Origin of the sequence: Paracoccus stylophorae, from assembly GCF_028553765.1 — a bacterium.
In the GTDB taxonomy this organism is placed as follows: Bacteria; Pseudomonadota; Alphaproteobacteria; order Rhodobacterales; family Rhodobacteraceae; genus Paracoccus; species Paracoccus stylophorae.
Genome location: NZ_CP067134.1, coordinates 3608450 through 3634760, shown reverse-complemented (window position 1 = coordinate 3634760; position 26311 = coordinate 3608450). Strand labels below are relative to the sequence as shown.

Sequence of the window (26311 nt, the reverse complement as noted above, 5' to 3'; positions counted from 1 at the left end):
CGTCATTGCCCTGTCCATCCTGTCCCCGACCCTCGCCCGTGTTCAGGCGAGACAGGATTCGCGTCCCCTTGGGCGACCGCACGGCATCGGGCCACCCTGCGGCCGGATGGCCGCATGAGTGGGCAGTCAGCCCGTCCGGATCACAGACACGGGTCCTGCGACAGCCGGTGGCAGCCGGCCGTCATCGGACCCGAGGGCAGAAGAGAGAATTCTCTGCTTCGTCGCCCGGCCGTGCGTCCCGCAGTCCAAAGACCGCCGGGGCGCCGGCCCGTCCCCCAAAGCGACGTGAATCGCATGGTGAACCTAGCAACCCCGGCCGCCGTCGCGCAACTGAACTATGCGCTTGACACAGGCTTTGCCGGATCGAATCTGCGAGACCGTTGACTTGAAAGTGAAAAACTCAAACCCGTTGAATTTTAACGATTTCTTAACGGGCGCGCCAAGCGCGAACGAAAAGACCGGGCGCAAGCGGCGGCTTGCGCCCGGCCGTGAAATGACCGGTTCCAGAGGCTGAATCCACGCGATTTTCCGGCCCTGGGGCCAGGCGGCTCAGGCGGCCGACAGTGCCTTCACGCGGGCCGACAGGCGCGACATTTTCCGTGCTGCGGTATTCTTGTGAACGACGCCGCGGGTGACGCCGCGCATCAGTTCGGGCTGGGCGTTCTGCAAGGCGGTGCGGGCGGCCTCGGCGTCGCCAGAGGCGATCGCCTCTTCGACCTTGCGCAGGAAGGTGCGGATGCGCGAACGGCGGGCCTTGTTGACATCGGTGCGACGCTCAATCTGGCGGGCGCGTTTCTTCGACTGGGCGGTATTGGCCATGTTTCTGGCTCCTCTGGGTCCTTGACGTTACTGTTGCGCACAAGACCCACAGATCCGCCCCGATCAAAGGCGGACATGATTCTTGCCAAAAGCGGGCCCACACGCATGTCAGGCGGGCATATAGGCGAGGCCGCGCGCAAAGAAAACCCTGAAAATCAGCGGTCGCGGAACTGCGCCTCGCGCTTTTCCAGGAACGCGGCCATGCCTTCCTTCTGGTCTTCGGTGGAAAACAGCGAATGGAAGGTGCGGCGTTCGAACAACAGCCCCTCGCGCAGGGTCGTCTCATAGGCGCGGTTGACCGATTCCTTCGCCGCCTTGATGCTGACCTGCGATTTCTCGGCGATCTTGCGGGCCGCCGACATCGCCTCGGGGATCAGCTTGGGCGTGGGCACGACACGGCTGACCAGCCCCGAGCGTTCGGCCTCGGCCGCGTCCATGAAACGGCCGGTCAGGTTCATGTCCATCGCCTTCGACTTGCCGACGAAACGGGTCAGGCGCTGCGTGCCGCCGATTCCCGCGATCACGCCCAGATTGACCTCGGGCTGGCCGAACTTGGCGTTTTCGGCGGCGATGATGAAATCGCACACCATGGCCAGTTCGCAGCCGCCGCCCAGGGCATAGCCGCTGACCGCCGCGATGATCGGCTTGCGCACGCGCTGGATCGCGTCCATCGAGGGGCCGAACAGATCCTCGTCATAGACATCGACGAAGCTCTTTTCCGCCATCTCCTTGATATCGGCCCCGGCGGCAAAGGCTTTTTCGGTGCCGGTCAGGACGATGCAGCGCACCTTGTCGTTGCGGTCCGCCTCGGTCAGCGCGGCGGACAGCTCGTCCAGAAGCGTGGCGTTCAGCGCGTTCAGCGCCTCGGGACGGTTCAGCCGGACCAGGGCGACCTCGTCCTCGATCTCCACGATGATGGTTTCGTAAGCCATGGGCCTTGGACCTCGTTGCAAAGAAGCGTTGCCCAGAGTCCTATCAGCAGGGACATGCGAAAGCCAAGTGTCCCCGCTCAGCGCTGGCAGGTCGGACAGAAGAAACTGGATCGGCCCGACTGCACGATGCGCCGGATCGTGCCGGCGCAGCCCGGGCGCGGACACGGCGCGCCGACGCGGTCATAGACGCGAAAGCTGTGCTGGAAATAGCCCAGCTCGCCCGTGGCCTGCCGGTGGTCGCGCAGCGACGACCCGCCCGCCGCGATGGCGTCGCGCAGCACGTCGCGGACATGGCCCACCAGTGCCGCGATCCGCGCCGCGCCGATCCGGCCCGCCGCCCGGCGCGGGTCGATGCCCGCCCGCCACAGCGCCTCGCTGACATAGATGTTGCCAAGACCGGCGACGATCCCCTGGTCCAGCAGCGCCTGTTTCACGGGGACCCGCCGCCCGGCAAAGGCCGCGGCCAGATAGGCCGGGGAAAACGCGTCGTCGAAGGGTTCGGGACCAAGACGGGCCAGCAGCGGATGCGTCTCGCCCTCGCGGATCAGATCGACCATGCCGAAACGGCGCGCATCGTTGAAGGTGATGGTGGTGCCCGCCCCGGTTTCCAGCACGACATGATCGTGGCGCGGCAGGATCGCGGGGTCGCGGTGAAACCCGGCCGTCCCCGCGCCTTCGACCAGCATCCGCCCCGACATGCCCAGATGCATCAGCAGCGTGCCGCCCCGGTCCAGATCGGCCAGCAGATATTTCGACCGCCGCCGCAGGGTCGTCACCATGGCCCCGGTCAGCACCTGCACCAGATCGGGCGGCAGCGGCCAGCGCAGATCGGGGCGCCGCGCCTCGGCACGGACGATCCGCTGCCCCTCGAGATGCGGCAACAGGCCGCGGCGCACGGTTTCGACTTCGGGCAGTTCTGGCAATCGCGGTCCCTTCGCTGCATTGCGCCTGTGGCGCATCCCGGTCATTGTGCGCGCGGCGCGCCGGCACTATCTGGCGACTGAACAGGCGGACGGCAAGCGTGATGAGCGAGAAGAAGCAGACCCATTTCGGCTTTCAGACCGTGGACGAGGACGCCAAGGCCGGCATGGTTCACGGCGTCTTTTCCAGCGTCGCATCGCGCTATGACCTGATGAACGATTTGATGAGCGCGGGAATCCATCGCGCCTGGAAGACCGCGATGATGGACTGGCTGGCGCCGCGCGACGGCCAGCATCTGCTGGACGTGGCCGGCGGCACCGGCGATGTCGCGTTCCGGTTTCTGGATCGTGCGCCCGGCGCGCGCGTCACCGTCTGCGACATGACCGAGGCGATGCTGGTCGAGGGGCGCCAGCGGGCCGAAGCCGCCGAAAAGGCCGACCGGCTGGCATGGGTCACCGGCGACGCGATGGCGCTGCCCTTTGCCGATGACAGCTTCGACCGCTATACGATCAGCTTCGGCATCCGCAACGTCACCCGCATCGCGGACGCCCTGTCGCAGGCCTGTCGCGTCCTGCGTCCCGGCGGCCGGCTGATGGTGCTGGAATTCAGCCGGATTCCGGTGCCGGCGATGCAGTGGGCCTATGACCGCTACAGCTTCAACGTCATTCCGGCGATGGGGCAGGCGGTGACCGGGGATCGCGACAGCTATCAGTATCTGGTCGAATCGATCCGCCAGTTTCCCGACCAGGAGGATTTCGCCCGCATGATCCGCGAGGCGGGGTTCGACCGGGTCCAGTATCGCAACCTGTCGATGGGCATCGCCGCGCTGCATTCCGGCTGGAAGTTGTAGCCCATGCGCGGCCCGCACAACATCCTGCGCCTGATCCGCACCGGCGCCACGTTCGAACGCAGCGGCGCGATGGGGGTGGCGCTGGACGCGCTTGAGGCGCCGCCGCGTCTGCGGATCGCCGCGCGCGTCCTGGGCTGGCCGTTCCGCTGGCTGGGCTACAAGGGCGATCCGAACCTGCCGCCGGTCACGCGGGCGATCACCGCACTGGGCCCGGCCTATATCAAGTTCGGCCAGATCCTGTCGACGCGCGCCGACGTGGTCGGCACCGAACTGGCCGGGCAGCTGCGCATGTTGCAGGATCGTCTGCCGCCCTTTCCGACCGATCAGGCCCGCCAGATCGTCGCGGCCGAGCTGCGCCAGCCGGTCGATCTGCTGTTCTCCGAGTTTTCCGAACCCGTCGCCGCCGCTTCGATCGCGCAGGTCCACCGCGCCCGCGTGCGCGACAGCGGCCGCGAGGTCGCCGTCAAGGTGCTGCGACCGGGGATCGGCGCGGCCTTCCGCCGCGACATCGACGCGTTCCATTTCGCCGCCTCGATCATTGAGGCGCTGTCACCCGGCAGCCGCCGCCTGCGCCCGCGCGACGTAGTCAGCCATTTCGAAAGCGTCGTGACCGGCGAACAGGACATGCGGCTGGAGGCCGCGGCGGCGTCGGAATTTGCCGAAAACACGCGCGGGGACGCGAACTTCCAGGTGCCGCGCCCGCACTGGCCGCTGTCGGGGCGGCGTATCCTGACCTCGGACTGGGCCGAAGGGCTGCCGATGGGCGACCGCGATGCGCTGATCGCCGCCGGGCACGACGTCACCCATATCGCGACGCGGGTGGTGCAGCTGTTCCTGCAGCACGCGCTGCGCGACGGGTTCTTTCACGCCGACATGCATCACGGCAATCTCAAGGTCGCGCCGAACGGCGACGTGATCGCCTATGATTTCGGCATCATGGGCGAGATCGACGAATATACCCGCCGCATCTATGCCGAAATCCTGATGGGGTTCATCAAGCGCGACTATCGCCGCGTGGCGCGGGTGCATTTCGAGGCGGGCTATGTCCCGCGCGACCGCGACGAGGCGCAGTTCGCCCGCGCCCTGCGCGCCGTGGGCGAGCCGATCTTCGGCGCCGATGCCTCGCAGATCTCGATGGCCAGCCTGCTGGCCTATCTGTTCGAGGTGACCGAACGCTTCGGGATGCGCACGCAGACGCAGCTGATCCTGCTGCAACGCACGATGGTCGTGGTCGAGGGCGTGGCGCGATCCGTCGATCCGCAGCTGAACATCTGGGAGGCCGCGCGCCCGGTCGTCTCCGACTATATCCGTTCGAATCTGGGGCCGAAGGCGCTGGCGCGCGACATGGCGCGCGTGGCCCAGACGGTGGGCCGCTATGGCCCGCTGCTGCCGCAGATCGTCGAACATGCGCTGTGGGACCGCGCCCATCCCGACGGCGTGCGCCCGCCACCGCAGCCCCGGGCGCGCGTGCCGCTGTGGCTGGTCGCGCTGCTGTCACTGGTGGCCGGCGCCGCGCTTGGGCTGGGGCTGGGCTGAACGGGCAGCGTCCGGCTCGGGCCGTCCGCCCGCAGGGTCAGAAGCAGAGGATTTCCGCCTCGGCCTCGGCGCGGCGCAGAGTGGCGACCATCTCGGTCATCTGCGCCATGCCCTTGAACATCGACGCCCGTTCGCCGGTCACCTGACGCATCCGCAACACCGTCTCGGCGCTGACGTAATCCGCATAGGGAAGGACGGACGCGATCTGGTCGATGGCGCAGGAACAGCGGTCCAGCATCTCGCGCGTCTCGCCATTGGTGGCCATGCAGGTGAACACGTATTCCGCCCGCGCATTGGTCGGATAATCGTTCACGGCCTGCGCCCGCGCCGCAGCCGACGGGACCGACAGCGCCGCCATCAGGATCAGCGCCCGCCTCATTCCAGCACCAGACGGTTGAGATAGCCGGGGGTGCCGCCCTCGGTCGCGGCAAGCATCTGGCGGATCGGGGCCTTGGGGTTCCCGTCCAGCACGAAGGTCAGGGCCAGCGTGTCGAAGCCGCCCATCCGTGCCGCGTTGGGGTCGTCCGCGAACGGGTGGAACACGGCGATTGCCTGCCCGTCCCTGCGCGCGATGCGCCCGCCCCGGAACACCGCGTCCTTGATGCGGTTGCGGATATAGAACGGGCTGCCGCCGGTCAGCGCCGCCATGTCGCGCGCGGTCTGTTCCAGAAACAGGACCAGCACCGGATCGCCGCCCGAGATCGGGAACGCGCCGATGCGGCGCGTGTCCGTGCCGGTGTCGCGCGTGACCTGCAACACCGGCTGCCCGTCCGCCGGATCGATGGTGCGGGTCAGCCGCACGGACCCGTCCTCGACCGGCACGAAACCGGGCGCTGCCGGCCCCTGCACCTGCAAATCCCATGTCAGCCCGTCGCCATCCAGCGCCCAGGGCGCGCGTTCGGCAAAGACCGCGTCCCCGGCCTCGCCCGCCTGCGCGACCGGCGCGCTTGTCGCGGCAAGGCCCAGCCACGTCGCGATGGCGATGGCGCGTGTCATCGGTCGTCCTCCCCGTGTCGGTGTGACAACAGTTGCGCCGCGCGCCGGCAAGGGCAAGCCCCGCCGCCCTGCCTCTGGCCCCTTGGTCGCAGGATCAGGCAAGGATCCGGCCCAGAATCTCGGCCAGCTCGTCCGGACGCACCGGCTTTTCCATCAGGCTGACCCCAAGCGTCGCGCACGCGCGGGCGATGTCGGGGTCGCGATGGGCGGTGACCATGACGGCGGGGACAGGGCGGCCGGCACGCGCGCGCAAAGTCTGGATCGCATGCACGCCGGTATCGCCCTGTTCCAGGTGATAATCGGCCAGGATCACGTCGGGCGGCTCTTCGCCCATCGCGGCCACCGCCTCGGCCGTGCCGCCGGTGGCGCGGGCCACCATCCCCAGCCGGTCGGTCAGAACCAGCTCGTATCCGCGCCGCATGCCGGCGTCGTTTTCCACCACCAGCGCCACACGACCGCGCAGCGACCGGACCGCCGCGCCCGGCGCATCGGCCCGCGCCGCGCCCGCGCCGTCGGTCACGGCGGGCAGGCCTACGCGGAACAGCGTGCCGCGCATCGCCTCGGACGTCATGCTGATCGGATGGCCCAGCTTGTTGCAGGCGCGGCGCACGATGGACAGGCCCAGCCCCATGCCGGGCGCGCCGCTGTCGTTGCCGAGGCGCTGGAACTCGTCGAAAATCCGGTTGCGATCCACCGCCGGGATGCCGACGCCGCTGTCGTGCACGCACAGCCAGCAGATCGGCCCCTGCCGCCGCACGCCGACGACGACGCCGCCGCGCTGCGTATACTTGATCGCGTTCGACACCAGGTTCTGGGCGATGCGGCGCAGAAAAACCGGATCGCTTTCGACCACGGCGGCGGTGGGCACGAATCGCAGCCGCAGCCCCCTGGCCTCGGCCAGCGGCGCATATTCGGCCGCCAGCCGGCGGAACAGATCGCCCAGGGGCACGGGTTGGCGGTGAAACTCGATCCGCTGGCTGTCCAGCCGCGAGATGTCCAGAACCGCGTGCATCAGCTCCTCGACCGATTCGAAGGCGCCCGACAGGCGGCCGGCCAGTTCCTGCTGGTGATCGTCCATACCCGTGTCCGACAGCGCCGACAGGAACAGCCGCGCCGCCGACAGGGGTTGCAGCAGATCGTGGCTGGCCGCGCGCAGAAACCGGGTCTTCGACCGGTTGGCCTCTTCGGCGCTGGCGCGGGCGACGGCCAGTTCGCGGTTTCGTTGCGACAGATCGGCCAGCGCCTTTTCCAGCTGCCGCGTGCGGGTCAGCACCTCCTGTTCCAGCGCGACGGCCGCCTGGAACATCGACCAGGCCGAGCCGCGCGATTCCTCCAGCCGGTCGATCCGGCCGATCAGCACATCGTTGATCCGGCGCAGCTTTTCGATCCGCCGCTCGGGCGGGTCGTCGTCACGCAGCATCGGGATTGCCCGTCTCGCCGACCGGCGAGGCTGCCGCGTCCTGCGCCGGCATGAAGGCCAGACCCACGAAGGTCTGGTTCACATGCATGCCGCTGTGCTGTTCGCCATAGGTGTTGAACCCTGCCACGCGATAGCGGGTGAACAGATCGGACATCGCCTGAACCAGCCCCGCGCGTTCCAGCGCCAGACGCCGCAGGATGCAGTCGAAGCCCAGCACCATCAAGGGCGGGCGCGGCAGCGATTCCAGCGCCTCGGCAAAGCCCTGCGTCAGATCGCCGGCCCGGCCCACGGTCAGCACCGTGCCGGTGTCGATGGCCGACATCAGCGACAGGCCGCGATCCTCGGTCACGGCGCTGATGGCGCGGACATGGTGCCGCTTGCCCATCCGCAGCAGCAGCGGGTGGCGGGCAAATTCGGTCGGCGTCAGCCGGTCCACCGGCACGCCGACGATCCGCGCATATTCAGCGGCCGCGGGTTCGGCGTTCAGTTCAAGGATGCGACGCTTGTCGGGGATGGCGGCGGTGACGACGGCGCGCGTTTCGGTCGGGCTGAAATGGGCGAATGTCACCTCGCTGACGGCCAGATCGGTTTCCACCAGCAGGAAGATCGCGGCGTTCGTCATCACCGCATCGCCCGCCAGCAACGTGGTGCGGCGAAATTCCAGCCCGTCGCCGGCCGATCCGCCAAGCGTCGGCACCGAGGGCAGGGCGGCGTCGATGGTGGCCACCAGCGCGTCTTCCTGCCCGGCGATGCCATCGACCAGCAGCAGCCCGAACAGCGACCGGCGCGGATCGGGTGCGAACGATTCGTGCAGCCGGCGCAGCGCGGCCATCCAGTCCGACACCGGCAGACCCGCCAGATTGTCCAGCACGACCGCCCCGGCCCGGAACCCGGCCGCAGGAAAGCCGATGGCAACGATGCTGTCCGAGGCATATCCCGCCGGCCCGATCTCTCCCGCCGACGAGCAGCCGGCGATGGTGCAATCCGGCCCCAGCCCCTCGCGCAGACCCCGGCTCAGACCGGCAAGATCGTCGCCGCGCGCGCCGAAGACCAGCACCAGCGCGGGATCGGCGTCGCGCAGCCCGTCCAGCAGGGTCTGGACCGTTCCGGCGCCCCGGTCGGCCTGCACAGCCACCGGCCCGGTGGCGGCCGGTTTGGCGGCCGGGCTGGGGGTCATCAGCCCGCCTCGAACAGCCGGACCGAGTTTGCCAGCAGCACCGCCTGCGTGCGGCGGCGGGCGTTGATCTTGGACATGATCGCGGTGATATGGGTCTTGACCGTCGCCTCGGCGATGGACAGTTCGTAGCTGATTTCCTTGTTGGCCTTGCCCAGACAGATCAGCCGCAGGATCCGCATCTGCTGCGGCGTCAGCGTGGCAAAGCGGCGGGCAAGCTCGGCCCGGGCCTCGTCCTCGGCATCGGCGGTGCCGGGCTCATAGCCATCGGGCGTGACGTATTCGCCGTTCCACATCCGGCGCAGGCTGTCGACCAGCGCCTCGCGGCTGAGGGATTTGCTGACATAACCCTGCGCGCCGGCGGCCATCGCGGCGCGGATCATCTGCCCGTCCAGATCGGCGGAAATCATCGTGATCGGCACGTTCGGCAGATGCCGTTGCAGCGCCACGATACCCTCGGCGCCGCGCGCGTCGGGCAGGTTCAGATCCAGGATCACCGCGTCGGGCAGGCCCTGCGATCTGATGTCGTCGATGGCGGCGGCCAGGCTGCGGGCGGTGCGCACGTTTTTCAGGCCGAAGCTGATTTTCAGTGTCAGCGCCAGCGCGTCGCACATCAGCGGGTGGTCGTCCACGATCAGGATTTCGCGCACCTGATCGGTGGTCGGGGCGCGCGTCGGCTGCGCCCGCATGGCTGCGGCTGTCATGGCGGCTCCTCCCTTGTCGTTTCTGTTGCGGCATGCGCCTTGGCCGCAACATCCTTGCTCGATTGTAGCCTGCGCGTGCATCAAAGCAAGGGTCCATCGGCGCGGCGGAGGCGCAGCCGGCGGCGCAACGGGGGCGTGCGTTGCGTGGTGTCCGGCTGCGCAACGCGGCCCCGTTTCGGGCAGCGAATGCAGGGTTTTTCGCTGCACGGGGGATGCACCGGCGCGGCACCGTCCGTGCACAGGGCGTACACAGGTGGCGCGCGGTTGTTCAACGGATCGTCAACGGGCCCGGTCGGGCGGCGGTGTTACCTTTTGCCGCCGCCGTCGCCCATGCCGTCATCGCTGTTCGCACGCCACTGCCTGCGAGTCGTCCCGGCTTGGATCAGCTCCAGCGTCAAGCCGCCTTGCGGAAACATCGCCCAATCTGCTGACTTGTTCACGGGCCGGGAACACGCAATGATCGGGTTCAGTGGCTTCAGGATGACGATTCCCGGGTTGGAGTGCGGCCGGTCTGGCTGGTGCGCTTGACGAATTGTAGCGAAAGGATCGTGACATCATGGGACGGGGATTTCTGCTCGCGGCGGTTGTTGCCAGTGCGTTTTGCGGCAGTTCTGCAATCGCAGAGGTGAAGGCCAAGCCGAATGCGGTCGACGCGGGGTCGGAAATTGCCGCCGATATTGTCGCTGGCGAAAAACAATATATGCGCGAGTGCAGAGCCTGCCACGGTCGAAAGGCAGAAGGCGTGTCCAGCTTTCCGAAGCTGGTCGGCCATCCGGCCGACCATCTCGTCCAGCGGCTGGAGCAGTATCGTGCGGGCGAAAAGCTGGGGCCGAACACGCCATTGATGGCGGCAGTGACAAAAGAACTGTCGGATCAAGACATCTCGAATCTGGCCGGTTTCATCGTCTCGCTGCCGGAATGACGGCAGGCGGGCAGGGGCTGGAGGTGTCGGGCGTGGCCCCGATGGGGTATCCGGGCCGGGTCGGCAGAGCGAAATTTGTCTAACATGCGTTTCGACTGTAGGGTTCATTGGCTAGGTCGAACAAACTGCTGGATCGAAGAGGTTTTCGAAGTCGATGACGTGAAATCGCTTAACCGAAGGAGGAGACGATGTCGTTTGCACCGCGCCACGGGTTACTGCCGCTTGTCGCAGGGGCAGCCATGTTTGCGCTGCCGGCCCTTGCGCAGAATACGTCCAGTCTCAAGCATACCGTCGTGCTGGAGGGACTTGAAAATCCATGGGACATGGCGTTCCTTGACGATGGCACGATGTTTTTCACCGAAAAATGCAAGGGCCTTTCGGTTCGGATGCCCTCGGGCGACGTCAAGGCGCTTCTGGGCATGGGCGGTGTCGAAGGTTACGCCTCTACGGCAGATGATCTTTTCTGCCAGGGTCAGGCCGGTATGATGGGCGTCGCGGTCGATCCCGACTTTGCCGAAAATCGCAGGATTTATGTGTATTCGACGTCCAATATGGCGACGCCGCATACCAACCGCCTGATGCGACTGGTGGTGAACGAGGACTTTTCGGATGTGTCGGAGCGGACGGATATCGTCGAAGATGTGCCCTACAAGATGGAAGCTTCGGATCATCCGTTCGGTGAAGTGGGCGCGCATAACGGCGGCCGTGTCCGGTTCGGGCCCGAGGGTCACCTCTGGCTGACGACCGGCGACAACCATAACGAGGAGCTGCCCCAAAGCCCGACGCAGATGGGGTCCAAGGTGCTGCGCCTGGACACTGACGGCAACGCGGCCGAAGGTAACGCTCCTCCGGAAGGGTTCGACAAGCGCACCTATACCTACGGACATCGCAACGTGCAGGGGATCGCGTTCCACCCGGGCACCGGCAGTGCCATCATCGCCGAGCACGGTCCGTGGCATTCGGACGAGATCACCTTGCTGGTGAACGGCGGCAACGGCGGCTGGGACCCGCGCGCCAACATGGCGGGCCGCGGCGATTGCCCGGACGATTACTGCGGCTATAGCCCGAACCAGATGGAAGGGATGAACCGGTATGAGCGGGCGGCCTTCATGCCGATGACCGATCTTGCCACCTATCCGGACGCCATGCCCCCGATGTGGGACAACAACGGCTGGTCGCAGGGCATGTCTTCGGCCGCCTTTCTGGAAGGCGACGCGTGGGGTGCCTGGGACGGCCACCTGGTTGTCGGCCTGATGGGGATCGGCTTTGGCGGGACGCCGATCGGGCAGAGGATCGATGTGATCGAATTGTCCGATGACGGGTCCGAAGTTTATGACGTGACCGAGATGACCCTGCCCGAGGGGATGGAGGCCGGACGTTTCCGGTCGCTGGTGCTGGGACCCGATGACAGCCTTTATGTGGCGGTCGATGAGGGCGCGATCCACAAGCTCACCCCCTGAGAGCCAAAGCGACACGGGCGCGCCGTCCGCACGGGCGGCGCTGCCACGACCTGGTTTGGGGTGTGCGGCGTGGAGACATGGCAATTTGAATAGGAATGTGTCGTCTGCTATGGGCTGCGCCGGGTTTACCGGAGAGAACGTCCTGAACCGCCTGGAGACTTGTTTCCTAGTTAAGAGTTTATGAGAGCACCGCAGGTCATGAAAGAGTCTCCGACGAACGACGCGCTCCTGCTCTATGCGCCCGTGCCGCTCTATCGCGATGAAAAGGGCGAACTCCTCGTTGAAAGACAGGCTGTGAACGGCCTTCGGCTCTGGGCTGAAAATTTTTCTCGTGTCACGGTCATGATGCCGCTCGACCCCGCTTCTTCGCCGAGGGGATGGGAGCGATTATCTGATGTTGCGTCCAGACTGGACCGGGTGCAATTCGAACCGCTGCCGATGGCCTATCGGCCGGATCAGTTTTTTCGCCATCTTCCTGCCACGCGACGTCGTATCCAGAAGCTCATCTCAGAGGCGCAGTGGCTCAGCTTCGCGATCGGAGGCCTGTTCGGCGATTGGGGCGCAGTCGCCAGCTTCACAGCGTATCGGATGAAGCGGCCCTTTGCCGTCTGGACCGATCGTGTCGAATCCGAGATCGTGCGTCAGGAAGCAGGGACCGGGCCCTGGAAAGCAAGACTTCGGCGGCGTCTGGCTCACAGGCCGATGGCGGCGCTTGAGCGTGCCGTCATCCGGCGCGCAACCCTCGGCCTCTTTCACGGCCGCGAGACCTATGAGGCGTATGCGCCATTCTCTCGCGGACCCGCCGAAGTCGTCCATGACATCCACCTTGGGCCGCGTGACCATATCGCCCCCGAACGTCTTGCAACCAAGGCAGGCGGGGCATCCGAAGGCCCGTTGCGCCTGATCTATACGGGCCGGGCCGATCCGATGAAGGGTCCGTTCGACTGGATCGAGGTGCTGAAGCACCTGTCGGATATGGGTGTGGATTTCCGCGCGCGCTGGTTGGGGGACGGTTCCGAGCGGGCCGGAATGATTGCGCAGATCGCCAAGGCGGGCCTTCAGGATCGCGTGGAAATGCCCGGTTTCGTGGATGATCGAACTGCGGTTCTGGAGGAATTGCGCAACGCGCATGTTTTCCTGTTCTGCCATCTGACCCCTGAATCGCCGCGCTGTCTTATCGAGGCGCTGGCTTCGGGCTGCCCGCTGGTGGGTTATGAAAGCGCCTATCCGGATGACCTCATCGCCGCTCACCGGGGGGGCATATTGGTGCCCCGAGGAGACAAGGTTTCGCTGGCAAAGGAACTGGCTGATCTGGACGCTGATCGCCGGCAGCTTTCCAATCTTATGCTCGCAGCAGCGGCAGATGGTGCTCCGTTCACGGACGAGGCAGTTTTCAGGCATCGAAGCAACATCATCCGGCGTCATTTGGCTGAAGGCTGATGCGAGGAAGGCATTTCGTGCCGACAGGCAGGTCGTAAGCACAAAGCTTATCTGAACTGCCCCGGGCCGCACCCCGCCGGGACGACATGCGCTGCAACGGCTTGGGGAACCAAACGGCAGAGGGCTGGTTTAAAGCAGAGAACCGCCGTCGGAGACCGAAGAATGGCAGCTGCCGGAAAAAGTCAGGCAAACGCGATCGACGCCGTGATGACGATCGCCCGGAACCGCATCGCTTTCGAGGGTGTCTCGCACGAAATCGACGGCGGCAGGTTCGCCGCGAAGGTGATCGCCGGGCGCGATTTCACGTTCGAGGCGGATGTATTCGGGGATGGCCATGACCGGATCCGCGCGGCGGTGCAGCTGCGTGCCGACCGGGGCGGGCCGGTGACCGAGGCGGAGATGCGCCATCTGGTCAACGACCGCTGGGCCGCCGAGATCTCGGTGCCGGAACCGGGGCTGTGGTGGCTGACCCTGATCGCGTGGCGCGATCTTTTCGCCACCTGGCACGAGGACACGGCCAAGAAGATCGCGGCCGGTCAGCGCGTCTCGCTGGAACTGGAGGAGGGGCGGCGCCTTGTCGCCGAGGCCCTGGACGCCGGCGCGGCGCTGAAGGCGCGGCCGAAAAAGGCGCTGACCCAGTTGCTGGCGCGGCTGGAGGATGCGGACGATGCGGGGCGGCAATCGCTGCTGATGTCGGACGAGACACGGACCCTGATGCGCGAGACCGGGCCGCGCACCAACCTGTCGCAGTATGGACGTGACCTGCCCCTGCGCGCGGATCGCGATGCGGCCGGTTTCAGCGCCTGGTACGAGATGATGCCGCGGTCCTGGGGCGCGGATGGCAGCCACGGCACGTTCGACGACGTGATCGACCGGCTGGATTACGTGCGCGATCTGGGTTTCGACGTGCTGTATTTCCCGCCCATCCATCCTATCGGGCGCACCAACCGCAAGGGTCCGAACAACAGCCTGACCGCAGGCCCGGACGATCCCGGCAGTCCCTATGCCATCGGGGCGCAGGAGGGGGGGCATAAAGCGATCCACCCCGATCTTGGCACGCTGGAGGATTTCGACCGGCTGGTCGCCGCTGCGGCGGATCATGGGCTGGAGATCGCGCTGGATTTCGCGATCCAGTGTTCGCCGGATCACCCGTGGATCAAGGAGCATCCCAAGTGGTTCGACTGGCGCCCCGACGGCAGCATCAAGTTCGCCGAGAACCCGCCCAAGAAATACGAGGATATCGTTAACGTCCATTTCTACCGCGACGCGCTGCCCTCGCTGTGGCTGGAGTTGCGCGATGTCGTGCTGTTCTGGGTCGCGCATGGGGTGAAGATCTTTCGCGTCGACAATCCGCACACCAAGCCGTTCCCGTTCTGGGAATGGATGATCGCCGAGGTGCAGGCGCGCCACCCCGACACGATCTTTCTGGCCGAGGCATTTACCCGGCCCAAGGTGATGAAACGGCTGGCGAAGATCGGGTTCACGCAATCATACAGCTATTTCACCTGGCGCCATTCCAAGGCGGAACTGACCGAATACCTGACCGAGCTGACGCGCGAGGAATGCCGCCACTATATGCGGCCGAACTTTTTCGCCAATACGCCCGATATCAACCCGTATTTCCTGCAGACCAGCGGCCGGCCGGGTTTCCGCACGCGGCTGGTGCTGGCCGCGACGCTGGCCGGGAATTACGGCATCTATAACGGGTTCGAGATCTGCGAGGGCCGCCCCGTGCCCGGCAAGGAGGAATATCTCGACAGCGAGAAATATCAGCTGCGGCAATGGGATTTCGGCCAGCCGGGCCATATCAAGGACGATATCCGCCTGATCAACCGCATCCGCGCCGAACACCCGGCGATGCGCGATTTCACCAATCTGCGCTTTTTCCCGGCGCATGACGACGATGTTCTTTACTATGGCCGGTTCGACAAGGACGCGGACAGTTTCCTGCTTTTCCACGTCAATCTCGATCCCCGCGCGCCGCGCGAATTCGGCTTCGAAGTGCCGCTGTGGGAATTCGGGCTGCCCGACAGCGCCTCGATCGAGGTGCAGGATCTGTTGCAGGGCAACCGCTTTACCTGGCACGGCAAGGATCACACCCTTACGCTGGACCCGGATACGCGGCCCTATGCGATCTGGCGCCTGTTCCCACCGGGGGCGGCGCGCGCATGACCACGCCAGCGGGAACCGATGCTGCGGCGACGGCGGGCGACGATCTTTGCGCCACGCTGAACGGCGAGGCCGGACGCGAGTTGGTCCGTGACGCGCTGCAGGCGTATCTGGCGACGCGCCGCTGGTTCGGCGCCAAGGAATCGCGCATCGAGGGCGTGGATCTGACCTGTGCCGCCGCCATGCAAAGGGGGCGGGCGGCGTTGTGCGTGGCCGATGTGGCGCTGGCCGGCGGCGTGCAGCGGTATTTCCTGCCGCTGACCGCGGGGCGCGATGCCGAGGGCGCGGACATTATCGGACATCTGCCGGATGGCGCGGCCTTGTGCGACGGAGGGACCGACATGGCGCTGGCCGGCGATATTCTGCACGCGATGCGCGATGGCGCGTTGCTGGAAGGCGACGGCGGCGCTGTCCGGTTCGAGGGGGCGGGCATTCCGCCGGACACCGAGACGCCCCGGCCGTTGGCCGCCGAGCAAAGCAACGTCTCCATCGCCTTCGGGCGGGACGTGATCCTGAAGATCTATCGCCGGTTGCGCGCCGGGCCGCAGCCCGATGTCGAAATCTCGCGCCATCTGACCTGTGCGGCCGGGTTTGCCCATGCGCCCGCCTGGCTGGGCAGCGCGACGCTGACCGGGGCCGGGCAGGAGCCGACGACGCTGGCGGCCGCATTCGCCTTTGTCGCCAATCGCGGCGATGCGTGGAGCCATTTCGCCCGGCGTCTGGATGCCGCGATCGCGGGCGATGCCGGCCCGGCGGACATGGCCGACGATGCCGCGCTGTGCCGTCTGCTGGGCGTGCGGACCGGCGGGCTGCATCAGGCATTGGCGAAAACGACCGACGATCCGGCCTTTGCCCCTGTCGCGGTCACGCAGGACGACCTGAAGTCATGGGTCGCCGAGGCCGCGGCGGATGTCGAGGAAACCTGGCGCATGATCGCGCAGGCGGCGGCGGGGTCAGGCGCGCTGGCGGATCTGGCGGGCGATCTGGTCGCGGCAAGACCCGCGCTGGACGCGAAGATCGCGCGCGTGGCACGGCTGGCGCCGTCGGGCTGGCGCACGCGCATCCATGGCGATTATCATCTGGGGCAGGTTCTGGTCACCGAGGGGGGCGATCTGGCGATCATCGATTTCGAAGGCGAGCCACGGCGCGATCTGGCCGCGCGCCGCGCCAAGATGGCGCCGCTGCGCGATGTGGCGGGGATGCTGCGGTCGCTGGACTATGCGGCGCGGGCGGCGGTGCTGCGCGCGGACGACCCGAAGGCCGCCGCGCCGGTTGCCGACGCATGGCACGCCGCCGCCGCGCAGGGGTTTCTGGCCGGGTATCGCTCCGAAATGGCGCGCAGCGACGCCGATCCCGACGCGCCGCTGGCTGCCGCGCTGCTGGATCTTTTCCTTGTGCAGAAAGCTGCCTATGAGGTCGCCTATGAGTTGTCGAACCGGCCGGACTGGGCCGTCGTGCCGATGGCCGGTCTGCTGAATCTGGCAAACGCCGGAGGCACGTCATGAGCCGCGCGACACCCGATCACCGGCCCGATCCGACCGAGGTGGAGGCGATCCTGCGGGGTCGCCACGCCGATCCTTTCGCCATTCTGGGGATGCATGAACGCGACCGGGGCGGGCCGGTCGTGCGCGTGTTCGCCCCCGAGGCGGGCGAGGTGGCGGTGATCGACCGCAAGACCGGACAGCCCGTCGCGACCCTGGACCGGATCGACGCCGAAGGGTTCTTCAGCGGCGCGGCGGGACGCCGCAGCCGGGCCTTTCCCTATCGTCTTCGGATGCGGGCCGGGGATGCCGAGTGGGAACTTGACGATCCCTATTCCTTCGGTCCGCTGCTGGGCGAGTTCGACGAACACCTGCTGGCCGAGGGCCGGCACGAGGAGCTGTATCGCAAGCTGGGCGCGCATCCGGTCACGCATGAGGGCGTCGCCGGCACCGCCTTTGCCGTCTGGGCCCCGAACGCGCGGCGCGTCAGTGTCGTCGGCGATTTCAACGCCTGGGACGGGCGCCGCCATCCGATGCGCCGCCGCCACGCGGCGGGCGTGTGGGAGCTGTTCATCCCCGGCCTGCGCAAAGGCGCGCTTTACAAATACGAGATCCTGGGCGTGCACGGCGCGGTGCTGCCCCTGAAAGCCGATCCGGTGGCCTTCGCCGCCGAGCCTCCGCCCGCAACCGCCTCGGTCATTGCCGGGCTGCCGGAACATGCGTGGCAGGATGCGGACTGGATGCAGGCCCTGACCGACGCCGTCCCCGTCGAAGCCCCGATTTCGGTTTACGAGGCGCATCTGGGGTCCTGGCGGCGCGGCGAGGGCGACCGCATCCTGTCCTATGACGAACTGGCCGAGGCGCTGGCCGATTACGCGACCGACATGGGATTCACCCATGTCGAACTGCTGCCCGTGTCCGAACACCCGTTCACCGGGTCGTGGGGGTATCAGCCGATCGGGATGTTCGCGCCGACCGCGCGTCACGGCACACCGGCGGATTTCGCCCGGCTGGTGGATCAGCTGCACCGCGCGGGTCTGGGGGTGATCGTGGACTGGGTGCCGGCGCATTTTCCGTCGGACGCGCATGGTCTGGTGCGGTTCGACGGCACGGCGCTTTACGAACACGAGGATCCGCGGCTGGGATTTCACCGCGACTGGAACACGCTGATCTATAATTTCGGCCGGGTCGAGGTCGCCAATTTCCTGCGCGCCAGCGCGCTTTACTGGCTGCGAGAGTTTCACGTCGATGCGCTGCGCGTGGATGCCGTGGCCTCGATGCTGTATCTCGACTATTCGCGCGAGCCGGGCGAATGGCTGCCCAATCGCTTTGGCGGGCGCGAAAACCTGGACGCGGTCGATTTCCTGCGGCGCACCAACGTGACCGTGTCCGAGCGCGCCCCCGGCACGCTGACCATCGCCGAGGAATCCACCGCCTGGCCCGGCGTCAGCCGGCCCGTCGGCGAAGACGGGCTGGGGTTCGATTTCAAGTGGAACATGGGCTGGATGCACGACACGCTGGAATACATGGCGCAGGACCCGATCCACCGGAAATATCACCACGACAGGATGACCTTCGGCCTACATTATGCGTTCTCGGAAAACTTCATCCTGCCGCTGAGCCATGACGAGGTGGTGCACGGCAAGGGCTCACTTCTGGGCAAGATGCCGGGCGACCGCTGGCAGAAATTCGCCAATCTGCGCGCCTATTTCGGGTTCATGTGGACCCATCCGGGCAAGAAGCTGCTGTTCATGGGCGGCGAGTTCGGACAAGAACGCGAATGGAACCACGACCGCAGCCTTGACTGGCACCTGCTGGACGATCCGGCCCATGCGGGGGTGCAAAACCTGGTGCGCGACCTGAACCGGCTTTATCGCGAGACGCCGGCCCTGCATCTTCGCGACTGCGCGCCCGAGGGGTTCGAATGGATCGATGGCGGCGACAGCGAGAACAACGTCTTCAGCTATCTGCGCAAGGGCGACGACGGCACGCCGCCGGTAGCCGTGATCGCCAACATGGCGCCGGTTCTGCGCGAGGGGTTTCGCATCGGGCTGCCTTGCGAAGGACGCTGGCGCGAGGTGATGAACACCGATGCCGCCGAATATGGCGGATCGGGCGCGGGCAATGGCGGCCATGTCATCGCCACGGCACCGGGCGCGCATGGCCGCCCCGCCGCTGCCACGATGACGCTGCCGCCGCTTGGCGTGTTGGTGCTGGTGCCGGAGGGCTGAAATGGTCGTGAAACAACTGCCGCTGGAGGGGTCCGACTGGCCTCTGGGGGCGACATGGGACGGATCGGGTGTCAACTTCGCCCTGTTTTCGGCCAATGCGACGCGGGTCGAGTTGTGCCTGTTCGACCCGGCCGGCCGGCGCGAGACGGACCGGATCGAACTGCCCGAGAACACGCATCAGGTGTGGCACGGATACCTTCCCTGGATCCGGCCCGGCCAGCTTTACGGCTATCGCGTCTATGGTCCCTACGCGCCCGAGGCGGGGCACAGGTTCAACCCCAACAAGCTGCTGATCGACCCCTATGCGCGGGGGCTGAGCGGACAGCTGAGGTGGCACGACGCGCTGTTCGGCTATCGCATCGGCCACAAGAGGGGCGATCTGAGCTTTGACAAGCGCGACAGCGCCTTCGTGATGCCCAAATGCGTGGTGGTCGATCCGTCCCATACCTGGGGCGGCGACGTCCCGCCGAACCGCGCCTGGCAGGACACGATCATCTACGAGGCGCATGTCAAGGGCATGACCGCCCGCAACACCGCGCTGCCCGAGCGGGTTCGCGGCACGTTCGAGGGGCTGGCCACGCGCTCGACGATCGATCACCTCGTCGATCTTGGCGTCACGGCGGTCGAGTTGCTGCCGGTGCAGGCGTTCTTCGACGACCGGCATCTGGTCGAACGGGGGCTGACGAATTACTGGGGCTATAACACGATCGGGTTTTTCGCACCCGCCCCGCGATACCTGACCCGCGATGGCGCCATCAACGAGTTCAAGCTGATGGTGCGCCGCCTGCACGAGGCGGGGATCGAGGTCATCATGGACGTGGTCTACAACCATACCGCCGAAGGCAACGAGATGGGGCCGACGCTGTCGTTCCGCGGGATCGACAATGCCAGCTACTACATCCTGGCCGACGAACCGCGGCATTACTACGACACCACCGGCTGCGGCAACGCGCTGGACATGCGCCACACCAGGACGCTTCAGATGGTGATGGATTCGCTGCGTTACTGGGTCGAGGAATGTCACGTCGACGGGTTCCGCTTCGACCTGGCCACGACCTTGGGGCGCGAGCGCGAGGCGTTCGACATGCACGCGGTCTTTCTGGAGGCGACACGGCAGGACCCGGTGCTGAGCCGGGTGAAGCTGATCGCCGAGCCGTGGGATACCGGCCCCGAAGGGTATCAGCTGGGCAGTTTTCCGCCCGGCTGGGCCGAGTGGAATGACCGCTGGCGCGACACCGCGCGCGCCTTCTGGCGCGGCGATCCGGGCGTTGCCGCGACGCTGGCCGATGGCCTGCTGGGATCGTCGCAACTGTTCGAACACGAAGGCCGGCGACCCTGGGCCAGCGTCAATTTCGTCACCGCCCATGACGGCTTCACGCTGGACGATCTCGTCAGCTATGACGACAAGCACAACGAGGCCAATGGCGAGGACAATAACGACGGTCACGATCACAACCTGTCGTGGAATTGCGGGGTCGAGGGGCCGACGGACGACCCGCAGATCCTTGCGCTGCGCGACCGGCAGAGGCGCAACCTGATGACGACGGTGGTGATCTCGCAGGGGTTGCCGATGATCCTGATGGGCGACGAACGCGGGCGCAGCCAGCACGGCAACAACAACGCCTATTGCCAGGATGTCGAGTTCAGCTGGCTGGATTGGGACCCGGACGGGCCGGGCGACCGCGACTTCGAGGCGTTCGTCAGGAACCTGATCGCCATCCGGCGCAGCCGCAGCCTGCTGCGGGCGGAAAAGTTCATTCATGCCGACCCGCGCGACCGGTTCGATGTCAGGGCGCGCTGGTTGCGTCCGGACGGTGCAGAGATGACGCCGCAGGACTGGGACGATCCCGAGAACCGCATGCTGTGCCTGCATCTGTCGGGGCGGGGCGGCGGGCTGATGGTCTTCCTGAACGCCGCCGCGTCGCCGGTGCAGTTCGATCTGCCCGATGCGCTGTGCGGTTCGTGGCGGCTGCTGATCGACACGGCATCCGGGACGGCGACGGTCGAGGGCGAGGAACGCACGCTCGGCCCGGCCGTCGAGATCCCGGAGCGGTCAATCCTGCTGTTCGAGGGCGCGACGCCATGACGGCGGGCCGGCGGCAGCACTGGGGTCCGGTCATCGACGCCGACACCGTGCGCTTTGCCCTGTGGGCACCGGCGCAGACCCGGCTGAAGCTGCGCAATGGCGGCCGCGATCTGGACATGGCGCGGCAGGGCGATGGCTGGTTTCACTGCACCCTGCCGCGGGCCGAGACGGGCGAAGCCTATTCCTTCGTGCTGGACGATGGCACCGTTGTGCCCGATCCGGCCGCCCGCGCACAGATGGACGATGTGCATGGCCTATCCAGGCTGATCGACGCGGCCGATTACCGATGGCGGCACGACCGGCCCGGCCGCCCCTGGGAAGAGGCGGTGATCTATGAGCTGCATATCGGCACCTTTACCCCCGACGGCACGTTTGCCGCCGCCGCCACGCGCATGGGCGATCTGGCCGATCTGGGCGTCACGGCGGTCGAGATCATGCCGGTCGCGCAGTTCGCGGGAAACCGCGGCTGGGGCTATGACGGGGTGCTGCCCTATGCCGTGCATCCTGCCTATGGCACCCCGGACGACCTGCGCACGCTGGTCGATGCCGCGCATGGCGCCGGGCTGATGGTGCTGCTTGACGTGGTCTATAACCATTTCGGCCCCGAGGGGAATTACCTGAACCTCTACGCCCCCGATTTCTTCGACGCATCGCGCCAGACACCATGGGGCGCGGCCATCGCCTATGATCGCGGGCCGGTGCGGCGGTTCTTCGTGGAGAACGCGCTTTACTGGCTGCGCGATTTCCGGCTGGACGGGCTGCGGCTGGATGCCATCGACCATGTGCAGGACAGATCCGACCCCGAAATCCTGGTCGAGATCGCGCAGCAGGTGCGGCGCGCCTTTCCCGACGACGCGATCCATCTGACGACCGAGGATAACCGCAACGTGACGCATCTTCACGCGCGCGAGGACGGGCGGGTGCCGCTTTACACCGCCGAATGGAACGACGACTGGCACAACGCCGCCCATGTCATCGCCACCGGCGAGGGCGAGGGCTATTACGCCGATTTCGCCGACACGCCGCACGCGCATCTGGCGCGGGCGCTGGCCGAGGGGTTTGCCTATCAGGGGCAGACATCGCCGCAGACCGGTCGCCCGCGCGGCGCGCCAAGCGCGCATCTGCCGCCCGCGGCCTTCGTCGATTTCCTGCAAAACCACGATCAGATCGGCAACCGCGCCTTTGGCGAACGGATCGACGCGCTGGCGCCGCAGCCGGTGGTGCGGGCGCTGCGCACGATCCTGCTGTTGTCGCCGCATATCCCGCTGATGTTCATGGGCGAGGAATATGGTGAGACGCGGCCCTTCCTGTTCTTCACCGATTTCCACGGCGATCTGGCCGACGCGGTGCGGCAGGGGCGGCGACGCGAGTTCGCGGGGTTTGCCGCGTTCGCGGATGGCGCCGTCTCGGCCATCCCCGATCCCAATGCCGCCGAGACCTTCGCCGCCTCGCGCATCGACTGGGCGCAGCGCGACGGGGCCGGACAGGACCGGCTGGAAGAGACGCGCCGATTGCTGCGCGTGCGCCGGCGCGAGGTGGTGCCCCATCTTGCCGGTGTCGACGGGCACGCGGGACGCATCGTCGCGGCCGAGGGCGACGTGATCGCCGTCGACTGGCAGCTGCGCGGGGCGACATTGTCCTTGCGCGCCCATCTTGGCGACGGTCAGGCCACGGTTCCCGCCGCGCCGGGGCGGGTCATCTCGGGGCCGGTCGGTGGGGGGTCGTCGCTTGGGGCCTGGCAGGTGCGGTTCACCAAGCTTGAGGACGGCGCATGACGCGCGATCTGGAAAGGCTTGGCCGGGATTATGGCATCCCGCCGGCCTATACGGACGCCCATGGCACGCGGCGCAGGGTGCCCGCCGCCACCCGCCGCACGATGCTGCGCGCGCTTGGCGTCGACCCCGAGGCCGGGGTGCCGGGCGGCCCGCCACGCGACCGGCGCATGTTCGCGCCGCCCGATGCGCGCTGCTTCGTTCCGCCGGGTTTGCGGCGGGCGCCGGCCTGGGGTCTGTTCTGCCAGCTTTACGAACTGCGCTCGGCGCGGAACTGGGGCATCGGCGATTTCCGCGATCTGGGCGATCTTGCCGAAATCGCGGCGCGGGCAGGGGCCGATTTCGTCGGGATCAACCCGCTGCACGCGCTGTTTCTGGCCGACCCCGAACGATGCAGCCCGTTCGCGCCGTCCAATCGCGCGTTCCTGAACCCGCTTTACATCGCCGTCGATGACGTGCCGGGGGCGGCCCCCCCTGCGCCCGCGCTGCACGGGCTGCGCGGCGCGGATCAGGTGGACTACACGCGCGTCGCCGGGCTGAAGCTTGCGGCGCTGCGCGACATCTTCGACCGTGCGCCCTTCGCTGACGACGCCGCGCGCGCCGATCACGAGGCATTCGCCGCGGCGCGCGGCGCGGCGCTGGCGCATCACGCGACGTTCGAGGCGTTGTCGGCGCAGATGGTCGCCGACGGGTTCGGGGCGGGATGGCAAAGCTGGTCTGACGCCTTCAGGCGGCCGGACAGCGCGGCGGTGCGCGATTTTGCGCGCGCCCACCGGAACGACATCGCGTTTCACGTCTGGCTGCAATGGGTGGCCGACCGGCAGCTGGCTGCCGTGCAGCGCCGGGCGCGCGGGGCGGGGATGCGCCTGGGCCTTTATCTGGACCTCGCGGTGGGCGAGGCGCCCGACGGCTCGGCCGGCTGGGGCGGGGACACGATGCTGCGCGGGCTGCAGATCGGCGCGCCGCCCGACCTGTTCCAGACGCAGGGGCAGAACTGGGGCCTGGCCGCACCCTCGCCCGAGGCCCTGGAGGCGCAGGATTTCGCCCCCTTCCGCGACATGATCCGCGCGCAGCTGTCCCATGCCGGCGCACTGCGGATCGATCACGCGATGGCGCTGTGGCAACTGTTCCTGATCCCCGAGGACACCAGCGCGGCGCAAGGCGGATATCTGCGCTATCCGATGCCCCAGATGCTGAAGGTTCTTGCCGCCGAATCGCGGGCCGCCGGTGCGGTCATCGTGGGCGAGGATCTGGGCTCGGTTCCGCGCGGGTTCCGCCGCGTGATGCAGCAGGCCAATATCCTCTCCTACCGGCTGCTTTACTTCGAGCGGAATGCGACGGGTTTCACGCCGCCGCACCGCTATCCGGCCGAGGCGCTGGCATGTCTGTCGACCCATGACCTGCCGACGCTGGCCGACTGGTGGGAAGGGCGCGACATCGATGACCGCGAGCGGTTCGGACTGGTCGACGCCGACATTTCGGCCCGGCATCGCGTTGAACGGAAGTCCGAGCGGCGCGATCTTCTGGCCGCGCTGCGCGACATGGATGCGCTTGAGGGTGCAGGGGATCGGGCGGCCGCGGCGGGGGCATTGCCCGATGCCGTCCTGCTGGCGGCGCATGAATATGTCGCGCGCACGCCCGCGCTGCTGATGGCCGTGCGACTGGCAGACATCGCCGGGCCGCGCGAGCCGACCAATGTGCCGGGCACCAGCGATGAATACCCGAACTGGCGCAAGCGAAGCCCGACCCCGATCGAGGAACTGGAGGATCATCCCCTTTTTGCCGCGCTGAGCGAGAGGCTGTCGCGGCTGCGCCCGCGCCCCGCGACCAGCCCGGCATAAAGCGCGGCATAGCGTGCGGCGCTGGCCGACCACGACACATCGGCGCACATCGCGTTGCGGATCATGCGCGCATGGCAGTCCGGATCGGCCATGATCGCGGACAGGCGGTCCAGCGCCGCGCCGATCCCGCGCGCCGACAGCTCGCGCAGATGGATGCCGGTCGCGACGCCCGCGGCCAGCGATGCCGGGGTCGCGTCGATCACCGAATCGATCAGCCCGCCGGTCGGCGCGACCACCGGCAGCGCGCCATAGCGCAGCGCGCAAAGCTGGGTCAGCCCGCACGGCTCGAACCGCGACGGCACCAGCAGCGCGTCGGTGCCGGCCTGGATACGGTGGGCCAGAGCCTCGTCATGGCCGATATGCACCCCGACCCGCCCCGGATGACGCGTCGCCACGGCATGGGCCGCCGTCTCCAGCGCCGGGTCGCCGGTGCCCAGCACGATCAGGTTGAACCCCCGCGCGACGATGTCGTCTGCCGCCTCGAAGATCAGGTCGATCCCTTTCTGGTGGGTAAGACGGCTGATGACCGAAACCAGCGGGCTGTCTTCGGCAAGCGCAAATGCGGAACCGAGCGCGCGGCGATTCTCCGTCCGCCGTCCAGGACTGCGCGGGGTAAAACGCCGCCCGATCAGCCTGTCGGCGGCGGGGTCCCATTCGGCCGTGTCGATCCCGTTCAGGATGCCCGTCACATCGGCCGCCCGGTCCCGGATCAGCCCGTCGAACCCGTGCGCAAAGCCGGGCCGCGTCAGTTCCTCGGCATAGGTGGGGCTGACCGTGGTGATCGCGTCGGCGAAATAGAGACCGGCCTTGAGAAAGCTGACATCGCCGTGAAATTCCACGCCGTACATGTCGAAAAAGCCGGATGGCAGGCCGAGACTGCCGAAAATCCCCGCCGGAAAACGACCGGGAAAGGCGATGTTGTGGATCGTCTGCACGGACGGGGCGGGAATCGCATTCGCGCTTAAATAGGCCGGGACCAGACCGGCCTGCCAGTCATGGGCATGCACGATGTCAGGCCGCCATCCTTCCGCGCCCTTGGCCGCGATCCGTGCCGCCGCCTGCGCCAGCAGCCCGAAGCGTTTCCAGTTGTCGCCATGATCGCGCCCGTCGGCCGCCTGGTAAGGCCCGCCGGGCCGGTCATACAGCTCGGGCGCGTCCAGTATCCAGACCGTCGCGCCCGCAACCGTGCAGCGCCGCAGCGCCGCCGGACCGAGCGGCAGATCGAGGGGGGTCGGCCCGCCGCAATGCCTTGCCGCCGCAAGAACGGACGGGTAACCCGGCAGCAGCACGCGCATCTCGACCCCCTGCTGCGACAGCGCCGCGGGCAGCGCGCCGCAGACATCCGCAAGCCCGCCGGTTTTGACCAGCGGATACATCTCGGACGTGATCGACAGCACCTTCATGGCGTCTCCTTCGCGCAGGTCGGTGCGCTGCATCTGCCAACCGGCGAAACTGGCGGCGGTTCCGCACCGGGAACCAGCCGGCGGGCCGGACGTTCCGAAACTGCCGCCACACATGATTGGCGCAAGGACAGTCATTCCGAAATGCGGGAGCAAA

Annotated in this window: 20 protein-coding genes; 11 read left to right on the top strand and 9 right to left on the bottom strand. The window is 67.3% G+C overall.

Translation table 11 applies throughout. The features are described from left to right. Nucleotides 1–549: 549 nt before the first annotated feature. The 3 genes from rpsT to mutM form a co-directional block, all read right to left on the bottom strand. Nucleotides 550–819, bottom strand: coding sequence for a 30S ribosomal protein S20 (gene rpsT, locus JHW45_RS17860; RefSeq protein ID WP_272858936.1), 270 nt, complete (start codon nt 817–819; stop codon nt 550–552). A 155-nt stretch (nt 820–974) separates the two neighbouring features. Next, on the bottom strand, nt 975–1751 hold the full coding sequence (locus tag JHW45_RS17855; RefSeq protein WP_272858935.1) for an enoyl-CoA hydratase: 777 nt from the start codon (nt 1749–1751) through the stop codon (nt 975–977). A 77-nt stretch (nt 1752–1828) separates the two neighbouring features. After that, nucleotides 1829–2674 carry a bifunctional DNA-formamidopyrimidine glycosylase/DNA-(apurinic or apyrimidinic site) lyase gene (gene mutM, locus JHW45_RS17850; protein WP_272858934.1) on the bottom strand — a complete coding sequence of 282 codons (846 nt, stop codon included), beginning with the start codon at nt 2672–2674 and terminating at the stop codon, nt 1829–1831. 101 nt (nt 2675–2775) lie between these two features. Here mutM and ubiE point away from each other — a divergent pair, with 101 nt between their 5' ends. Together ubiE and ubiB are read left to right on the top strand one after the other, a co-directional pair. Further along, nucleotides 2776–3522, top strand: coding sequence for a bifunctional demethylmenaquinone methyltransferase/2-methoxy-6-polyprenyl-1,4-benzoquinol methylase UbiE (ubiE, locus tag JHW45_RS17845; protein WP_272858933.1), 747 nt, complete (start codon nt 2776–2778; stop codon nt 3520–3522). 3 nt (nt 3523–3525) lie between these two features. Further along, entirely contained in the window at nt 3526–5058 is a 1533-nt protein-coding gene (gene ubiB / locus JHW45_RS17840) for a 2-polyprenylphenol 6-hydroxylase (RefSeq protein ID WP_272858932.1), read from the top strand. Nucleotides 5059–5095: 37 nt separating this feature from the next. On the opposite strand, the gene JHW45_RS17835 is transcribed toward ubiB, so the two are convergent. The 5 genes from JHW45_RS17835 to JHW45_RS17815 all read right to left on the bottom strand — a co-directional run bounded on the left by JHW45_RS17835 (nt 5096) and on the right by JHW45_RS17815 (nt 9352). Further along, nucleotides 5096–5437, bottom strand: a complete 342-nt coding sequence (locus JHW45_RS17835; RefSeq protein ID WP_272858931.1) for a hypothetical protein — start codon at nt 5435–5437, stop codon at nt 5096–5098. Then, a complete protein-coding gene (locus JHW45_RS17830) occupies nt 5434–6054 on the bottom strand; it encodes a hypothetical protein (RefSeq protein ID WP_272858930.1) in 621 nt (206 codons plus the stop codon). Before JHW45_RS17830 ends, JHW45_RS17835 begins: the two co-directional genes overlap by 4 nt. 94 nt (nt 6055–6148) lie before the next feature. Further along, nucleotides 6149–7474: an ATP-binding response regulator gene (locus JHW45_RS17825; RefSeq protein WP_272858929.1), complete on the bottom strand. Its 1326-nt coding sequence runs from the start codon at nt 7472–7474 to the stop codon at nt 6149–6151. Beyond that, a complete protein-coding gene (locus JHW45_RS17820) occupies nt 7464–8651 on the bottom strand; it encodes an FIST N-terminal domain-containing protein (protein WP_272858928.1) in 1188 nt (395 codons plus the stop codon). The genes JHW45_RS17825 and JHW45_RS17820 overlap by 11 nt, the downstream gene beginning before the upstream one ends. After that, nucleotides 8651–9352, bottom strand: coding sequence for a response regulator transcription factor (locus JHW45_RS17815; RefSeq protein ID WP_272858927.1), 702 nt, complete (start codon nt 9350–9352; stop codon nt 8651–8653). Before JHW45_RS17815 ends, JHW45_RS17820 begins: the two co-directional genes overlap by 1 nt. 556 nt (nt 9353–9908) lie before the next feature. Between JHW45_RS17815 and JHW45_RS17810 the strand changes: the two genes are divergently transcribed. The 9 genes from JHW45_RS17810 to malQ all read left to right on the top strand — a co-directional run bounded on the left by JHW45_RS17810 (nt 9909) and on the right by malQ (nt 24754). After that, the gene (locus JHW45_RS17810) at nt 9909–10274 is read left to right on the top strand and encodes a c-type cytochrome (protein ID WP_272858926.1); all 366 of its coding nucleotides are present in this window, start codon (nt 9909–9911) and stop codon (nt 10272–10274) included. A 188-nt stretch (nt 10275–10462) separates the two neighbouring features. Next, on the top strand, nt 10463–11734 hold the full coding sequence (locus JHW45_RS17805) for a PQQ-dependent sugar dehydrogenase (protein ID WP_272858925.1): 1272 nt from the start codon (nt 10463–10465) through the stop codon (nt 11732–11734). A 198-nt stretch (nt 11735–11932) separates the two neighbouring features. Beyond that, nucleotides 11933–13174 (top strand): glycosyltransferase, encoded by a 1242-nt coding sequence (locus tag JHW45_RS17800; RefSeq protein WP_272858924.1) that lies wholly within the window; start codon nt 11933–11935, stop codon nt 13172–13174. 162 nt (nt 13175–13336) lie between these two features. After that, a complete protein-coding gene (locus JHW45_RS17795; protein WP_419181818.1) occupies nt 13337–15346 on the top strand; it encodes an alpha-1,4-glucan--maltose-1-phosphate maltosyltransferase in 2010 nt (669 codons plus the stop codon). Next, nucleotides 15343–16848 carry a maltokinase N-terminal cap-like domain-containing protein gene (locus tag JHW45_RS17790; RefSeq protein ID WP_272858922.1) on the top strand — a complete coding sequence of 502 codons (1506 nt, stop codon included), beginning with the start codon at nt 15343–15345 and terminating at the stop codon, nt 16846–16848. The genes JHW45_RS17795 and JHW45_RS17790 overlap by 4 nt, the downstream gene beginning before the upstream one ends. Then, complete coding sequence (glgB, locus tag JHW45_RS17785) at nt 16845–19055, top strand: 1,4-alpha-glucan branching protein GlgB (RefSeq protein WP_272858921.1); 2211 nt, start codon at nt 16845–16847, stop codon at nt 19053–19055. The genes JHW45_RS17790 and glgB overlap by 4 nt, the downstream gene beginning before the upstream one ends. 1 nt (nt 19056) lies before the next feature. Then, nucleotides 19057–21141, top strand: coding sequence for a glycogen debranching protein GlgX (glgX, locus tag JHW45_RS17780; RefSeq protein ID WP_272858920.1), 2085 nt, complete (start codon nt 19057–19059; stop codon nt 21139–21141). After that, entirely contained in the window at nt 21138–22916 is a 1779-nt protein-coding gene (gene treZ / locus JHW45_RS17775) for a malto-oligosyltrehalose trehalohydrolase (RefSeq protein WP_272858919.1), read from the top strand. The genes glgX and treZ overlap by 4 nt, the downstream gene beginning before the upstream one ends. After that, nucleotides 22913–24754, top strand: coding sequence for a 4-alpha-glucanotransferase (gene malQ, locus JHW45_RS17770; protein ID WP_272858918.1), 1842 nt, complete (start codon nt 22913–22915; stop codon nt 24752–24754). The genes treZ and malQ overlap by 4 nt, the downstream gene beginning before the upstream one ends. On the opposite strand, the gene glgA is transcribed toward malQ, so the two are convergent. After that, nucleotides 24682–26190 (bottom strand): glycogen synthase GlgA, encoded by a 1509-nt coding sequence (gene glgA / locus JHW45_RS17765; RefSeq protein ID WP_272858917.1) that lies wholly within the window; start codon nt 26188–26190, stop codon nt 24682–24684. The genes malQ and glgA overlap by 73 nt on opposite strands. Nucleotides 26191–26311: the final 121 nt, after the last annotated feature.

What these genes read in the sequence shown, in the direction of transcription:
- JHW45_RS17820 (WP_272858928.1), bottom strand. Translation starts at nt 8,651, where the DNA reads ATGACCCCCAGCCCGGCCGCCAAACCGGCCGCCACCGGGCCGGTGGCT.
- JHW45_RS17790 (WP_272858922.1), top strand. Translation starts at nt 15,343, where the DNA reads ATGACCACGCCAGCGGGAACCGATGCTGCGGCGACGGCGGGCGACGAT.
- glgA (WP_272858917.1), bottom strand. Translation starts at nt 26,190, where the DNA reads ATGCAGCGCACCGACCTGCGCGAAGGAGACGCCATGAAGGTGCTGTCG.
- JHW45_RS17830 (WP_272858930.1), bottom strand. Translation starts at nt 6,054, where the DNA reads ATGACACGCGCCATCGCCATCGCGACGTGGCTGGGCCTTGCCGCGACA.
- JHW45_RS17835 (WP_272858931.1), bottom strand. Translation starts at nt 5,437, where the DNA reads ATGAGGCGGGCGCTGATCCTGATGGCGGCGCTGTCGGTCCCGTCGGCT.
- JHW45_RS17805 (WP_272858925.1), top strand. Translation starts at nt 10,463, where the DNA reads ATGTCGTTTGCACCGCGCCACGGGTTACTGCCGCTTGTCGCAGGGGCA.
- JHW45_RS17800 (WP_272858924.1), top strand. Translation starts at nt 11,933, where the DNA reads ATGAAAGAGTCTCCGACGAACGACGCGCTCCTGCTCTATGCGCCCGTG.
- ubiE (WP_272858933.1), top strand. Translation starts at nt 2,776, where the DNA reads ATGAGCGAGAAGAAGCAGACCCATTTCGGCTTTCAGACCGTGGACGAG.
- malQ (WP_272858918.1), top strand. Translation starts at nt 22,913, where the DNA reads ATGACGCGCGATCTGGAAAGGCTTGGCCGGGATTATGGCATCCCGCCG.
- JHW45_RS17825 (WP_272858929.1), bottom strand. Translation starts at nt 7,474, where the DNA reads ATGCTGCGTGACGACGACCCGCCCGAGCGGCGGATCGAAAAGCTGCGC.
- rpsT (WP_272858936.1), bottom strand. Translation starts at nt 819, where the DNA reads ATGGCCAATACCGCCCAGTCGAAGAAACGCGCCCGCCAGATTGAGCGT.
- JHW45_RS17855 (WP_272858935.1), bottom strand. Translation starts at nt 1,751, where the DNA reads ATGGCTTACGAAACCATCATCGTGGAGATCGAGGACGAGGTCGCCCTG.
- JHW45_RS17795 (WP_419181818.1), top strand. Translation starts at nt 13,337, where the DNA reads ATGGCAGCTGCCGGAAAAAGTCAGGCAAACGCGATCGACGCCGTGATG.
- JHW45_RS17810 (WP_272858926.1), top strand. Translation starts at nt 9,909, where the DNA reads ATGGGACGGGGATTTCTGCTCGCGGCGGTTGTTGCCAGTGCGTTTTGC.
- treZ (WP_272858919.1), top strand. Translation starts at nt 21,138, where the DNA reads ATGACGGCGGGCCGGCGGCAGCACTGGGGTCCGGTCATCGACGCCGAC.
- glgB (WP_272858921.1), top strand. Translation starts at nt 16,845, where the DNA reads ATGAGCCGCGCGACACCCGATCACCGGCCCGATCCGACCGAGGTGGAG.
- ubiB (WP_272858932.1), top strand. Translation starts at nt 3,526, where the DNA reads ATGCGCGGCCCGCACAACATCCTGCGCCTGATCCGCACCGGCGCCACG.
- glgX (WP_272858920.1), top strand. Translation starts at nt 19,057, where the DNA reads ATGGTCGTGAAACAACTGCCGCTGGAGGGGTCCGACTGGCCTCTGGGG.
- JHW45_RS17815 (WP_272858927.1), bottom strand. Translation starts at nt 9,352, where the DNA reads ATGACAGCCGCAGCCATGCGGGCGCAGCCGACGCGCGCCCCGACCACC.